Source organism: Bradyrhizobium sp. (assembly GCF_049798375.1).
Classification (GTDB): Bacteria; Pseudomonadota; Alphaproteobacteria; order Rhizobiales; family Xanthobacteraceae; genus Bradyrhizobium.
The window spans coordinates 1-13,830 of record NZ_JBARGP010000589.1 but is presented as its reverse complement, the minus strand read 5'-3'; the positions used below and the strand labels follow the sequence as shown (position 1 = coordinate 13,830).

The 13,830-nt window shown below is 61.7% G+C and carries 16 protein-coding genes and 3 pseudogenes; 14 read left to right on the top strand and 5 right to left on the bottom strand.

The features are described 5' to 3' along the window. Window positions 1-206 (bottom strand): hypothetical protein (locus WA702_RS23740; RefSeq protein ID WP_425112994.1); only part of this gene is annotated, 206 nt, incomplete at its 3' end. 295 nt (window positions 207-501) lie between these two features. On the opposite strand from WA702_RS23740, the pseudogene WA702_RS23735 reads away from it, so the two are divergent. Beyond that, a pseudogene (locus tag WA702_RS23735) lies at window positions 502-1,418 on the top strand (LysR family transcriptional regulator). Between the two features lie 214 nt (window positions 1,419-1,632). Beyond that, a complete protein-coding gene (locus WA702_RS23730) occupies window positions 1,633-1,860 on the top strand; it encodes a hexameric tyrosine-coordinated heme protein (RefSeq protein WP_425112991.1) in 228 nt (75 codons plus the stop codon). Window positions 1,861-2,064: 204 nt separating this feature from the next. Here WA702_RS23730 and WA702_RS23725 read toward each other — a convergent pair whose 3' ends face one another. Then, window positions 2,065-4,398, bottom strand: coding sequence for a nitric-oxide reductase large subunit (locus tag WA702_RS23725; protein WP_425112990.1), 2,334 nt, complete (start codon window positions 4,396-4,398; stop codon window positions 2,065-2,067). Between the two features lie 364 nt (window positions 4,399-4,762). Between WA702_RS23725 and WA702_RS23720 the strand changes: the two are divergent. The 10 genes and pseudogenes from WA702_RS23720 to WA702_RS23675 all read left to right on the top strand — a co-directional run. After that, a pseudogene (locus tag WA702_RS23720) lies at window positions 4,763-4,966 on the top strand (NifU N-terminal domain-containing protein); the annotation flags it as partial. Window positions 4,967-5,032: 66 nt separating this feature from the next. After that, window positions 5,033-5,398 carry a metal-sulfur cluster assembly factor gene (locus WA702_RS23715; protein WP_425112993.1) on the top strand — a complete coding sequence of 122 codons (366 nt, stop codon included), beginning with the start codon at window positions 5,033-5,035 and terminating at the stop codon, window positions 5,396-5,398. Between the two features lie 86 nt (window positions 5,399-5,484). Next, a complete protein-coding gene (ytfE, locus tag WA702_RS23710) occupies window positions 5,485-6,159 on the top strand; it encodes an iron-sulfur cluster repair protein YtfE (protein ID WP_425112989.1) in 675 nt (224 codons plus the stop codon). A gap of 104 nt (window positions 6,160-6,263) precedes the next feature. Then, a complete protein-coding gene (locus WA702_RS23705; RefSeq protein ID WP_425112988.1) occupies window positions 6,264-6,716 on the top strand; it encodes a hypothetical protein in 453 nt (150 codons plus the stop codon). Window positions 6,717-6,952: 236 nt separating this feature from the next. Further along, a pseudogene (gene fdxA, locus WA702_RS23700) lies at window positions 6,953-7,285 on the top strand (ferredoxin FdxA); the annotation flags it as partial. Window positions 7,286-7,383: 98 nt separating this feature from the next. Further along, window positions 7,384-7,638, top strand: coding sequence for a DUF2249 domain-containing protein (locus tag WA702_RS23695; protein WP_425112987.1), 255 nt, complete (start codon window positions 7,384-7,386; stop codon window positions 7,636-7,638). A 65-nt stretch (window positions 7,639-7,703) separates the two neighbouring features. Continuing rightward, a complete protein-coding gene (locus tag WA702_RS23690; RefSeq protein WP_425112986.1) occupies window positions 7,704-8,201 on the top strand; it encodes a hypothetical protein in 498 nt (165 codons plus the stop codon). Window positions 8,202-8,214: 13 nt separating this feature from the next. Then, window positions 8,215-8,760 (top strand): DUF2249 domain-containing protein, encoded by a 546-nt coding sequence (locus WA702_RS23685; RefSeq protein WP_425112985.1) that lies wholly within the window; start codon window positions 8,215-8,217, stop codon window positions 8,758-8,760. After that, entirely contained in the window at window positions 8,757-9,056 is a 300-nt protein-coding gene (locus WA702_RS23680) for a hypothetical protein (RefSeq protein ID WP_425112984.1), read from the top strand. Before WA702_RS23685 ends, WA702_RS23680 begins: the two co-directional genes overlap by 4 nt. 136 nt (window positions 9,057-9,192) lie before the next feature. Continuing rightward, window positions 9,193-9,621 (top strand): RrF2 family transcriptional regulator, encoded by a 429-nt coding sequence (locus WA702_RS23675; protein ID WP_425112983.1) that lies wholly within the window; start codon window positions 9,193-9,195, stop codon window positions 9,619-9,621. Window positions 9,622-9,640: 19 nt separating this feature from the next. Here the strand turns inward: WA702_RS23675 and WA702_RS23670 are convergent, their stop codons facing one another. The 3 genes from WA702_RS23670 to WA702_RS23660 form a co-directional block, all read right to left on the bottom strand. Beyond that, complete coding sequence (locus WA702_RS23670) at window positions 9,641-9,877, bottom strand: hypothetical protein (protein ID WP_425112982.1); 237 nt, start codon at window positions 9,875-9,877, stop codon at window positions 9,641-9,643. A gap of 209 nt (window positions 9,878-10,086) precedes the next feature. Continuing rightward, window positions 10,087-10,350, bottom strand: a complete 264-nt coding sequence (locus WA702_RS23665) for a DUF2249 domain-containing protein (protein WP_425112981.1) — start codon at window positions 10,348-10,350, stop codon at window positions 10,087-10,089. After that, window positions 10,331-10,843 carry a hypothetical protein gene (locus tag WA702_RS23660; RefSeq protein WP_425112980.1) on the bottom strand — a complete coding sequence of 171 codons (513 nt, stop codon included), beginning with the start codon at window positions 10,841-10,843 and terminating at the stop codon, window positions 10,331-10,333. Before WA702_RS23660 ends, WA702_RS23665 begins: the two co-directional genes overlap by 20 nt. Before the next feature lie 74 nt (window positions 10,844-10,917). On the opposite strand from WA702_RS23660, the gene WA702_RS23655 reads away from it, so the two are divergent. Together WA702_RS23655 and WA702_RS23650 are read left to right on the top strand one after the other, a co-directional pair. Continuing rightward, entirely contained in the window at window positions 10,918-11,286 is a 369-nt protein-coding gene (locus WA702_RS23655; protein ID WP_425112979.1) for a DUF6522 family protein, read from the top strand. A gap of 273 nt (window positions 11,287-11,559) precedes the next feature. Further along, window positions 11,560-13,440: an FTR1 family protein gene (locus tag WA702_RS23650; RefSeq protein WP_425112992.1), complete on the top strand. Its 1,881-nt coding sequence runs from the start codon at window positions 11,560-11,562 to the stop codon at window positions 13,438-13,440. Window positions 13,441-13,830 lie beyond the last annotated feature (390 nt).

Genomic DNA, 13,830 nt, shown 5'->3' with positions numbered 1-13,830 from the left:
ATCAACCCCGCGCACATCGCAAACACGAAATACATCGTGCCGATGTCCTTGTGATTGGTTGAATAGAGATAACGACGCCAGCCGGTGGGGTGGCTGTTTCCATGAGGATCGGAAGACACGACTGAAGCGACTGACATCTTTCCTCTCTCGGCTATGGAGCGGCCAGAAGCGCCATTTGCTGTTGTGCTGCGCAATCCGGCGTTCACTCATTCTCCCGCAATTCGCAATCCAATCTGACCTGCGTCGACAGCAGGTCTGAGTGTCGCGCTCGGGCCGCCGAGGCGGATAATCGTTCCCCGCAGTTTCAGATGCGCCTTGCGGCGTCCGGCTGTGACGAACGCGCGCAGCCGCGCAGACGGTCCAGCGCGACAGTCGCCGCCGAACGAGCACGAGCCCGAGTTATGGATGATCCTTGCTCTCGAGGCTCGAGCAAGCAAACGAATTTAGTAGCTTCATTAGTGCAGAAAAAATGCTAGATTGCTCCACGAAAGGTAAGCCTCCATGGACGTCGAGCTGGCGCGGACGTTTCTCGAGATCATCAGAGCCCGCAGCGTTGTGCGAGCCGCTGAACAACTGAATGTGAGCCAAACGACCGTAAGCGCTCGTGTCCGGACGCTCGAAGAACAGCTTGGTCGGCCGCTGTTCGTTCGCAACAAGAATGGCGCATCGCTCACGGCAGCCGGGGAGCAGTTTCTTCGTTACGCGCCTACGTTCGTGCAACTATGGCAGAGAGCGCGGCATCAGGTCGCCGTGCCGCCGGGCCGGCGGCTGTTCTGAGTGTCGGTGGAGAGTTGAGCCTCTGGCATCCCTGGCTCACCGATTGGCTTCATTGGATGCGACGTTCTGCGCCGGATGTCGCGCTCCGTGTCCAAGTCGACGTGCCCGATAGCTTGACCGATCAAGTGTCGACGGGCGTGTTGGATGTTGCGGTGATGTATGCGCCGCAGTACCGACCCGGCGCGCATGTCGAGTTGCTTCTGGAGGAGAAGCTCGTTCTGGTTACGACCGAGGCGGAAGCCAACGCAGTTGGGCCGGACAGTTATGTCTACGTCGATTGGGGGCCGGACTTCGCCCACCATCACGAGCTAAGTGTTCCGAAAGACAACTATCCTGGACTGTTCGTCGGCCTTGGACCGCTGGCATTGATCTACATCCTCGAAGCAGGCGGGTCGGGCTATTTTCGCCAGCGCGTGGTCGCGCCTTACATTGCGGCAGGAAAGTTGCACCTCGTGGCGGGCGCCCCAAGTTTCTTTTATCCGGTCTACGCTGTTTGTTCAGCGCAAGCTGACGATGGATTGATCAGCTTGTCTCTTAATGGTTTACGTAGCGTCGCTTCAGCCGATCAGGTCGATCGCGGGTCCTCGCTCGCCGCCGATCCGGCGCCACGTCGAAAGAACCGCCGCGATCATCCCAACTAGCGTCAGGGCCAGATCTGCGACCCCTATAGGAACGAGGCTAGTCCCTGAATAAGGGTTATCGGAGAGCCTCTCTGGTCACGAGATGCGCTCGATATTTCATCGCGTGATCGTTGGTGTTGGCGACGCAAGAATGCGCGTGCACAAACGGTTGTTATATTACATAGTTATAGGTGTATGGTTCGTTCGCAGGGTCAATTTTTTCGAGGACTTCCCAATGACCGATGTCTGGCTCCCATCGTTGAAGACCGATACGCCCCAGGCGGGCTTTGAGCTTGCCGTCAAGCTCTCGCGAATGGGGGTGAAGCTCACACAGCCCTCCGACCAGGTGAGGTCGCATTTGCGCGCTGCTTACGAGCAGGACGCCGCACAGCTCATGACAGCCTCCCATGTCATCGCCGTGCACTTCCAAACGGTCGCCGCTGCCAACAATTGGTGGCGATAGGCGCGGGCGGCCTACTGCGGACCGCGCTTAGACGTAGACAAAATCGGTCCGCAGTGATCCTTCGGGCCGGAAAGCGCTTGATGGGAGCGGTTGGCCCCGAGCAGCGGTTCGTCAACGCTGCCCGGATCGCGAGTGTGTCGCCTCGGAATTCGAACTACGATGGTTGAGACCTCAATCAATCCAGGTCGCGGCGATGTTCGTCTATCACTCCGCCGGATGCTCGGACGGCTCCAACGTTGGCACCTGGAGGCGTTGCGCAAGCCGGGGAAATAGCGGGCCCACTTTGATGACGAAATCCCAGGCCATCAACAGCGCGCCAATCGCAAATGCGACATCGCCCGGGAGCCGCATCCACTGCCACAGCAGCGTGCTATTGTAGAACTCTACACTGCGCGCATAGGCGAACCCGTGTTCGAACACGGCATTGAGCTGTGGCCAGCCGATCGGAAAGAAGTTCAAGAGGATCCACAGCACCAATCCGGCGTTGTAGAGCCAGAATCCCCAGAATCCGAGTTTTTCGCTGAACGGCGCCCGGTCGCCTGCGATGTAGCGAAGGCAGAAGTAAATCAGCCCGATTGCAAGCAAGCCGAAGGCGCCAAACAGGGCGGTGTGGGCGTGGTTCAGGGTCAAGAACGTGCCGTGCTCATAGTAATTGACCAGAGGCGCATTCAGAGTTCCGCCGCCGAATACGCCGGCGCCGACGAAATTCCAGAACGCTGCGCCGATGATGTAGGTGTAGGCGAGCCCGTAGTTGAATTGGCGCTGCGCCCGGATCAGCTGGTGCTGTTGGATCGCCTCGATGATCAAGAGGACCAGCGGCAGCACTTCGATGAAGGAGAACATGCTGCCCATCGGCACCCACATGCTGGGACCGCCGGCCCAATAAAGGTGATGACCGGTGCCGATGACGCCGCCCAGGAATATCAGGATCAGCTCGAAATACACCGCGCGCTCGGCGAGCCTGCGGGAGACGAGCCCAAGCGCCATCAAGAGGTACGCGCTCATGCTGGCGGCAAAAAACTCGAATGATTGTTCGACCCAAAGGTGCACCACCCACCAGCGCCAAAAATCGGTGATCGTGAACGATTTTCCGACTCCGGTCAGCGGGATCATCCCGAACACATAGAGCACGGCAATGTTGATCGTTGCCGCCCAGATCAGGTTTTCGAGCCGGATCCGTCCGGTCCAGAACTGGCGCGTGGCGCTTCGCAACATCTCGGTGGTCGGCCATAGCGCGCGGAACATCAACGCGCTCCAGGCGATGAGCCCGACGAAGAAGGCGATCTGCCAGAACCGACCGAGCTGGATGTAAGAGAGGCCCTGGTTGCCGAACCAGAACCAGCCGGTCTGGATGTAACCCATGATGCCGAGCCAGTTTCCGATCAAGGCGCCGGCGACGATGATAACCGTGACCCAGAACAGCAGATCCACAAGCAACCCCTGCCGGGGCGCCTCGCGCCCCCCCGCCATGGCTGGGGCAATGAAGAGGCCCGAGCTGATCCATGCCACCCCGATCCAGATGATCGGCGCCTGAATGTGCACGTCGCGCAGGAAATTGAACGGCAGGTAATTGTGCAGTTCGAGGCCGTAGAAACTGCGGCGGTCGTAATAGGCATGCGCCATGATCGTGCCGGCCGCGATCTGCAGAAGCAGCACCGCCGCGACGACCAGGAAGTATTTTCCCATCTTGCGCTGGCTCGGTGTCAGCGGCCCAAACCTGACGAGTGTCGATTCCATCGGATAGTCGTCTGGCGTGTCGAGCCAGAATTTGTAGATGAACAGGACGCCGCCGAAGCAGAGGAAGGTGAAGCAGAAGCTCGCCCAGGTCCAGACGAACGTATTGGTCGTTGGCGTGTTGCCGACCTCGGGCTCGTACGGCCAGTTCTCGGTCCACGACCAGGTCGTGGCGGGACGGCGCGCGACGGTGGTGATCGCCGAGTAAATAATGAAATCCGCAGTTTGCTCGGCCTCTGATGGACTGAGACTGAAGGCCGGCGTCCATCCGGTGGTGAGATCGACCGTGTGCAGGTTTTTCGCCATGTCAGAGCGGACCGTCGCCATCGCGGCGGCGAGCTCCGCAGGTAGCGCAACCTCGCGCTGGGTCAAATCGATGGTTTGCAGCTGGCGACGCATCGTGGTGCGCACCACTGCTTGTTGTTCCGGCGCGAGCGCACTGAAGTTCTTCCCAAATCGCGCCTGGCCCAGATTGTCCTCCGTCAGGCTCGCAAGCCGCATCAGCGCGAAGGCGGTGTAGTCTTGGCCGAAATACGACCCCATCCCATACAGGCTGCCGTAGTCCATCAAGTCGGCCTTCTGGAATCCGGCTTTGCCGGCGACGACATCGCCGCCCGTCATCACTGTGGCGCCATTCGGATCCGTGAACCGATCCGGCTGTGGTGGCGCGCGCTCGTAGGTGACGGCGGTCGCCCAGAAGAAGAGGATGAAGCTGAACACCGCGACCGCGAGCAGTATCCATTTCAGAACGTTGCTGACGCGATCCTCGCCATCCGGCAGTTCACCCAGGGATGCTGCGCACATGCAATGTCCTCCCGGTCAAATCGCGACGCTCGAACGATTTGAGTTCGACGAACATGCAGCCCCGAGTGAGCCGCGTCGACTTCGACTTTCGACGAGAACGCATCGGGGCAGGGGCTGTAATGGAAAGGTGCCTAGTGAACTCATGGTTTTGTGCGGGGGCAGCCCGCAGCATCACAGAATTGTGTGCAGTCTCTCAATAAGATGTATAGAGAATATTGCTTTTCGGGACCGAGCCGCCTAGATTTTCGAGCACGCCTGATGGACTCGATCCCGGTCCTCAGTGGAGACGTCGCGCAATCGACCGGCGATCGCCGCATCGAGTTCGACTGTGCGGCCCAGAGAATGCGTTGGAGAACGATCAGCCATGTTCATCCAGACGGAAGCGACGCCCGACCCGACACGACTGAAATTTCTGCCCGGCCGCGAAGTTCTCGCGGAAGGCGTGCTCGATCTGCTCGACGAGACGCAGGCTGCGGCCTCGCCACTCGCGGAACGGCTGTTCGCGATTCCGGAGATCTCGGCGGTGTGCCTCGGACGCGATTCCATCACGGTCACCAAGGCCAGCAGCAACTGGCAACTGCTCAAGCCTGCGATCCTCGGCGTGATCATGGAGCATTTTCTGTCGGGCGCGCCGATGTTGCGTCAGCCGAGCGAAGCCTCCTTGCAGCCTTCCTCGTCGCATTCGAGCGAAGGCAGCCCCGATCTGGGCGACCGCGTCAGAGAAGCGCTACGTCAGGTGATCGACCCCGAGATCGGCTACAACATCGTCGATCTCGGTCTTGTCTACGACGTCGCAGTCAAAGAGGGGGGCGTCGTTTGCGTCACGATGACCACGACGACGCCGGGATGCCCGGCTACGAACTACTTGAAGGGCGGCGCCGCGGAGGGTGCGAGCAATGTGCCGGGCGTCGAGTTCGTCGATGTCCAACTTACCTATGAACCGCGCTGGGCGCCCGAGATGATGAGCCCGGACGCCAAGGCGTATCTCGGGATCCGATGAGGGAGGCGGATGGGTCAGTCAGAATGGAGGCCCTCCGCAAAGCTTCGGCTGCCAGCGGCATGCCAGGATCAGGAAGGAAGAGAACGATGAGCATCGAGAATACGCTTGGAAACCACACGATCGGCGAAATTGCCGCGACACTGCCCGGTGCCACGGCTGTTTTTCGGAGGTTCAAGCTCGACTTCTGCTGCGGTGGCGACGCGTTGCTGGCCGACGCCGTCCGCAAGCGTGGGCTGGACATCGGGCTTGTCGAAAGGACGCTTGCCGCGCTCGATCCGGGCAAGACGGCTGCTGCGCCGGAAGCAACCGACGCGCTGATCGAGCATATCGTCAGCCGCTACCACGAGACACATCGGCGCGAGCTGCCCGAGCTCGTCCGCTTGGCCCGAAAGGTGGAATCTGTCCACGCCGGCCACCCCGAGGCACCGCGCGGGCTCGCCGACGCACTCGAAGCGATTCAGGCCGAGCTTGGCCGGCACATGCAGGATGAAGAGACGGAGCTCTTCCCCTTGATGCGTCGGCAGCGTGACGTCGGAGCCGCGCTTCCGATCGCCCAGATGCGTCATGACCACGATCGGCATGGTGAGCTCCTGCGTCGCCTGGAGACCGTTGCACAAGGCTTCGCCCTGCCCGAGGGGGCGTGTCGATCGTGGGAGGCTCTTTATGTCGGGACCGACAAACTGGTCGACGACGTGATGGAGCATATTCATCTCGAGAACAATGTGCTGTTCCCGAGATTCGAGGCTCGCGAAGCGACCTGATCCGACGCACCGCCTGATGGCATCGGGTTCCGATCGCGGGCGGCTGCGACTGACATAGTTCTGTCGTCGTACCGGCGCGGCCGGAACCCCGGACGAGAACACACATGAGCGCTTTTTCGAACGAGCACTATTTCATCATCCAGACCATCCATCTTCTGGCGGCCATGACGTTCGGCGGCGTGGTGATCTTCGAGGTTCTGATCCTCGAATCCCTGCAGAAGCGTCTGTCGAAAGAGGTCATGATGGAGATCGAATCCGGCATCATCCGGCGCGCTCGGCAATTCATGCCGGTTATCGTCGTCCTGCTTTATGCGACCGGCATCCTGATGTTACGAGCCCATTTTCCTGATCTTTCGACCATGCCGGAGAGTAGTTTCGGGCGCCTGTTGATGGTCAAAGTCGTGCTCGCCGGCATCGTTCTCGTTTGCTTCGTCAGCGCCATGACGCTTCACGTCATGGACCAGATGAAACCGGCGATCTTCAAGGCCATCCACCTCATCGTGTTCACGTGCATCCTCGGCATTGTCGTCCTTGCGAAGGCGATGTTCTACGCATAGCCCGGATACTAGAACCGGGAAATGCCACCGGGGAGCGCATTGGCTACATCCGTCATTGAAGGTTCGCCTGCCGCGTTTCCAGAGTGAATCGTCCTTCCGCTGCGAGGCGCTCCGACTAAAGGTCGACCTAAAAGATATATTTCAAATATTGCTTTTATGGTTTGAGAGGCCTACACATCGATCATTGAAATACCTGGTTGCGCCCTGCAGCCGTTGTGCGGTGGAAAGGCTCGCTGATGACCCACGTCGTCACCGACAACTGCATCAAATGCAAATACATGGATTGCGTCGAGGTGTGCCCCGTCGACTGCTTCTACGTCGGCGAGAACATGCTCGTCATTCATCCCGACGAGTGCATCGACTGCGGCGTTTGCGTGCCGGAGTGTCCGGCTGAGGCGATCTTCGCCGACAGCGACATTCCGCCTGACTCGCATTGGCTCGGCCTCAATCACAAATATGCGGCGCTTTGGCCGAACACCGTCGCCAAGGGCGAACCGCCGCCGGATGCCGACGCCTGGAACGGCGTCCCCAACAAGTACGCCGAGCACTTCAGCCCGAAACCGGGCGAGACTGAAGCCTCGAGCGAGCCGCCCGACCTTCAATCCGCAGCCGAGGTCGCCGGCAGCGGACGATCGGACCTTCGAGCGACCAAAGGAGAAGTTTGAGCATGTCCAATGTCACCAAGGACGCATCGGTCGTCGACGTCCGCGAGCTGCCGCCGGCCCAGCGTCACCAGAAAATCTTCCAGCTCGTCAACGAGCTCGCGGCCGGGCGCTCGTTCATTCTCGTGAATGATCACGATCCGAAGCCCCTTTACTACCAGCTTGAGGCAGAATATCCGAAGCAATTCTCCTGGACCTATCTCGAGAGCGGTCCGGCAGTGTGGCGGGTCGAGATCGGAAAGCTCGCAAGGGCCGCCTGAACGAGCGCCCGTCGGGAGCGGGGCATTCGCGTCGCTCCTGGCCGGCCTGCTGGCGAGAACGAGCCATGATCGGCGCGTCCCTCTCCAAATGGACGATGAGCTATTTCGGGGTCGCGCTTCTCGGAGCCGAGTCGCTGATGATCGCCGGCTTCGGCTTTCCCAGTCAGCCTGTCGCAGCGCCTCAGACCCTAATCCTTGTCCATCTGGTTGCGATCGGCTGGCTCAGCCTGCTGCTGTCCGGGACGCTCATTCAGTTCGTGCCTGTCCTGGTCGCCAAGCCGCTTGCCCATCCCGAGTTGCCCGCTGTCGCACTTGCTCTTCTGGTCGTCGGTCTCGCCGGCCTGATTGCCGGCTCTTTCCGCATGGTCGGACCCACCGCGCGTGCAGGATCTCGTCGACGAGCCGCGCGCGATGCCGTGGTTCCGTATCTACTTCGCAAGCGTCGGCGCCGCGTCGAACTCGTGTCGATCCGCGTGCTGAGATCGGTGCAGGCGCCGATGCCGCCCGAAGGCAAGCGCGCGAGGCCACGATTGCTTCTTCCCAGGCTGGAATCACGAAGATGAGGAGAATGACGAAATGACCGACGCCCAACATGAACTCGACGTACGGCCGATCCTCCGTGCCGGCGGAGAGCCGTTTACTGTCATCATGGATGCTGTGAGGAAGGTCGGCCCCGGCCAGGTTCTACGGCTGCTCGCCACATTCGAGCCGATTCCTCTGTATGGCGTGCTCGCCAAGAAAGGCTTCACCTATGCGGCGCGAGAGATCGGCGGCGGCGATTGGGAGGTGGTGTTTACGCCGACCGCTGCCGTTGCCCGTCCTCAAGATGGGGCGCCCGCTCCGTCGAGTACGGGTAGCGTCGCACAGTCCGCCTGGCCCGAGCCGTCGGGCCATCTCGACAATCGCGAGCTCGATCCGCCGGAGCCGCTGGTGCGCACGCTTGCGGCGATCGAGAGACTGCAGCCAGGTGAGGTTCTCTCGGCGCTGCTCTGCCGCGAGCCCGTCTTCCTCCTGCCGAAACTGGACGAACGCGGGCACGAGTGGCGAGGAGGCTTCGAAGCGGACGGCAAGACCTACAGGCTACTGGTGCGCAAAGGCACAGGCAGGGAGGCCGCCGCATGAGCGAGGCCGATAGCCGGAGAAGCCGAGAGACCGCTGATGCCGGTTTCGACTATTCGCAGCTCACGTCCGTCACGACGCCTCGCGAACAGATCATCGTGCTGCTGCTTGAAACCTTGCAGAAGCTCGCTGACGCCGGGGAGGTGGATGCGGCCTGCCGCATCGCCGGGAGGGCTTGCGCCGTGCTGCGGCAGAGCGATGCGAGGGGCGAACGCCGGTTCGACGCCTTGCTCCATCGTCTCACGCGACAGCTCGGGCCAATCGAGCAGCTGAACCGGTGTGAGCCGTCATTGCCGTGAAGCCCGCGCCGGTGCAGGCAGGCATGGGAGCGAAGGATCCGATAATCTTGCAAAAATATGCATGTGGCGTAAATCTTTACGCCACATGCCGGCCAACATTCATGGCCCTCGATCAACAGCACCGCAGGGATGATTCATGAGATTGACCAATTTCACCGACTTCGCGTTGCGACTGCTGATGTATGCGGCGGCCCACGAAGACAGGCTGATCACCATCGAAGAGGCGTCCGACGTCTATGACATCTCGCGCGCCCATCTGATGAAGATCACGAATGCCCTCACCAGGGCCGGATTTCTGAAGGCGGTGCGCGGACGCTCCGGCGGTCTGATGCTTGCGAAGCAACCCCACAAGATTGGGCTTGGCGATGTGGTTCGTGCCACGGAGCCCGATTTCGCGCTGGTCGAATGCTTCGCCGCGGGCAATCAATGCATCATCACGCGCAGCTGCCGGTTGCGCGGGATCCTGCACGAAGGACTCGATGCGTTCAATGCGGTGCTCGACAAGTACACGCTCGCGGACCTGATGCTAAGGCCAAAGGATTTTGGCGTGCGTCCCGCGGCGTGATCGGGAGTCCAAAGCGCGATCAGGCAGCGTGCGTGAACGGTGCCTTGACACGGCCGGCCGTCGCGCGAATTGCCGCGACCGCCATCCAATCGCGGAGAATTCCCTGGTCCTCCTTCGAGAACGACGCCCGGCGCCTGACGTCATCGAGCGTTTCTCCGGGATGGCATCGCTCAAAATCCTCGCGGATCAGCGACTCGAGGCAGGCGCGTTCGGCCTCGTCGGCCGGGCGCACATAATGATAGCGATCGCTCAGCATTTCATTCCTCCATTCTTGAATTCTCATCGAGCCCGTTGCGCTCCAGCACCGGGACGAGCCATGCGGAGCATTCGGTGACTCCGGCCGCCGCGACGAGGGAGATGATTTCCAGCCTCTCGGCGCGTGACAGGCCGCGGCCAGCCCTGGACCGGCTGAATTCGCGGTGCGACAGAGTGACGACCGGCACATCGGCATTTGAAGTAGATGACTTAGGCAAGTTCCGGACTCCTGTCGGGTAGCAGGCGCAAGCGAACCCGCCAGACATCGGGACCTTTCTCCAGGTACGACCAGGCGCAGCGCGAGCCGTGTTTCGCTTCGAACTGCAGGCGGAGCCGTCTGGGATCGTGATCCACGACGATCTGCAACGATTGATCCGGCGCGAGATGTTCGAACAGCCGGGAGAGGATCGTATGCCGGTAACGCGGATCGATTTCCGCCACATGAATCACGCGTTCACTGGGATTGGGCTCCACGGTCCGGATCCTCCATAGCTTCGCCCGGGAGCGGCGCAGGCGTCGGATGCTGCACTTTCCATTCGAGCTCGAGATACAAAGCGGTAACGTGGCGGATCAGCCGTTCGGCCAGGCTCGGCTCGAGCAGCCGGCGAATGGCGGCCTGAAAGTACGGCTTGACGATCTTCCCGGTGACCCCGCGTTCGCCGACCATCAACTCGACGAGGTTCTCCTCGAGCGGGGAGAGACCGTCGCTGGTCATCGATTGATCTAGAATGCGGTCGAGCGCCCGCTCCACCTCGTGCCATTTGGCGCGCGAGATATGGGTGAGCACGTTGTTGATATGCGGGTGGGCGCGAAAGGTAGCGAAGATACGGAAGGAGAGCTCGAACGCCGACGGCTCCAGGCGGTGCTCGGACCCGGAGAGCTCCTCGGTCGGCAGCAAAGAGCGGGGAAGGATCGCACCTCGAACCGGCTGAGCCGTCTGGTTCACGAGCCGAAGCGGAACGGTCATCGATTGACCTCCTAGTTTTAAGATATATAATAAATACATCTTTTAAGGCGCTTCGACAAGAAGGAAATTTTGTGATGATCGACAGCCGCCAAGGAGCCGAACCCCCGAAGCCGCCCGAACGCGTGGTCGAGCTCAGCGACGACAACACGTTTTTGGTCGACGCCGAGCTCATAGGCGAACTCCTGCGCATACCGACGCCGCGCGTGCCCGGCTTGATGCGCCAACGGGAGATCACGGGCGTCTGCGAACGCGGCGTCGACGAGCATGCCGGCGAATTCCGTCTCAGCTTCTTCTATCGCAGTCGCCGTGCGCGGCTGAGCACCGATCTAAGAGGTCACGTGCTTCGCAAGTCCGTGATAGACTTTGGAGATCGCCCCATTCCAGATGCGCAGAAGAGATCCACTACCCAAGATGTGGATCCGGTCGATCTGCCGCAGCGTTAGTGGACGCACAATGCGGCTAGCTTCGCTGGCGCTGTTGAAGCCCTTTACAAGCGAGGGCACGAAAGCCACACTTACGGTCCTTGCTTACGCTCCTTGCCGCCGACGTGCGCCGTTTGCGAGCCGAAGCCCGACCGGCGGCTCTCAACAGAAGGTGATCCGCGGGCACATTTAGAACGGCTCCATTTGAGCCTCTGGTATCCGAGCGGTACCAAGCTTCTCTAGCCGGTCAATCAATTGGGCATCCTCGTGAAGATTCTGTCATTGCGGTTCGCAATGTTCGCCGCGCTCGCAGTTGCGCTTATCGGCGCAGCCAAAGCGGAGACGAGCGACGTCGAGACAAGCTGGCGCCTGCTCGACTACATCGCGGTCGACTACGGAGGGTCTGTCGCGCACGGCGCGGTCACCAGTCCTTCCGAATATGCCGAGCAGAACGAATTCGCCGCGACCGTGGCCGAAAAGCTTGCAGCGTTGCCGCCCAAGCCGGAGAGGCAGGCGCTTCTTAGCGACGTCGAGCGGCTGAAGCGCGCCATCGCCGGCAAGGCTGAACCGCAGCAGGTCTCAGAAATCGCGCACCGCTTGGCGGCTGCTCTCCTGGCGGCTTATCCGGTGCCGCTTGCGCCCAGCAAAGCTCCCGATCTCGCCCGCGGGGCGGCGCTGTACAACCAGAACTGTGCCGCCTGCCACGGTGAGGCCGGAGACGGCCATGGTCCGGACGCCGCCAAGCTCGACACGCCCCCGATCGCGTTTACCGACGCAAACCGCGCCCGCCAGCGGAGCGTATTCGGCCTCTACCAAGTGATCACACAAGGTCTCGACGGCACAGCGATGCCGAGCTTCAAGGAGCTGCCGGTCGACAGCCGCTGGGCGCTGGCGTTCTACGCCGGGCAGTTCGCTTTTGCGGATGGGGCGGCAGCGGAGGGCGAACGCCTGTGGAAGCAGGACGCTTCGTTGCACGGGCTTCTCCCTGATCTCAAGACGCTCGCCACGACCACGCCCGCCGCGCTCGCCGCCAGGATCGGACAGGACAAGGCCGACGCTATCATGGCGTATCTCCGTCGCCATCCCGATGCGCTCGCGCAGCAGGACGGGTCGCTGTCCTTGGTCCGTGGCAAACTCCAGGAGAGTGTCGACGCGGTCCGGGCGGGCCATCGCCAGCGCGCCAGCGAGTTGGCCCTCTCGGCCTATCTCGACGGGTTCGAGCCAATCGAACCCGCCTTGACCGCAAGCGACCGCACGCTCATGGAGCGGATCGAAGGGCTGATGGGCGAGTACCGGGCGGCCGTGCAAAGCGGGGAGAGCGCCGAGGCGCTGTCGGATCGCGTGCAGGTCCTCGACGGCCTTCTCGACGATGCGCAGGCTGCCTTGTCTCCGGATGCGACGAACTCCCTCTCGACCTTGCTGGGCGCCGCGACGATCCTGCTGCGCGAGGGCATCGAAGCACTTTTGATCGTGGTGGCCATGATCGCCTTCCTGCGCAAGGCCGATCGGATGGAGGTCATGCCCTACGTGCATGCGGGCTGGGTCGGCGCGCTCGTGGCCGGCTTCCTGACCTGGGTCGTCGCGACATGGGTGATTGGCATCAGCGGTGCGAGCCGCGAACTGACGGAAGGATTCGGATCGGTCTTCGCTGCCGTCGTGCTGCTGTCGGTCGGCATCTGGATGCACGGCAAGGCGCAGGCGGATCATTGGCAGCGGTATATCCGCGAGAAGATGTCGAAGGCGCTGTCCGGCGGCTCGGCCTGGTTCCTGTTCGTTCTCGCGTTCGTCGTGGTCTACCGGGAGGTGTTCGAGACCATCCTGTTTTACGCCGCGCTCTGGCACCAGGGGAACGGCGGCCCGATCCTCGTTGGCGCGCTCGGTGCCTGCGTCGGGTTGGCGGCCATCGCGTGGGCCATGCTGCGCTACAGCCGTCGGCTGCCGATCGGCAAGTTCTTCACTTACAGTTCTTGGCTGATGGCCGTCCTCACGGTCGTACTGGCCGGGAAGGGCATCTCCGCGCTGCAGGAGGCTGGCATCGTCGGCATCGCTCCGCTGCGCGCGGTGCCGCGCTTGTCGCTGGTCGGACTTTTCCCAACCGCACAGACTGTCGCCGCGCAGATCGCGATGGTCGCAGCACTGGCCCTGGGCTTCGCGCTCAACCGTCGCAAGGCGTAGGCACGCCCTGGGTCGGCCAGGACCTTGGTGTCCGCCAGCTACCATCTGGATCGACTGGTCGGGCCAAAGGCAGCGCGCGTCATTGTCCGCGCGAACGTTGAGGCGCCTTCGCAAGGCGCAACGATTGAGACGAGCGCTTTGCCGAGCTGACCGATGTCGTCCAGGCGCCTATCCGCGAGATCGAGACCGGGCTTCTGAACCTCACACTCACAACCTCAGTCCTGACTAAAGCCTTGGGATCGCAATGATCGGTGCGTCTGATGGCGGCCGCGAGCGGGCTGATGACATGACGATGATCATGCGATCGCCACGCGGTGGCTTGGTTCCACGGCGTCAGCCGCGCCTTCGATCCCTTACAGCGGCAATCAATTCGTCTCGTTGTGAAACTCG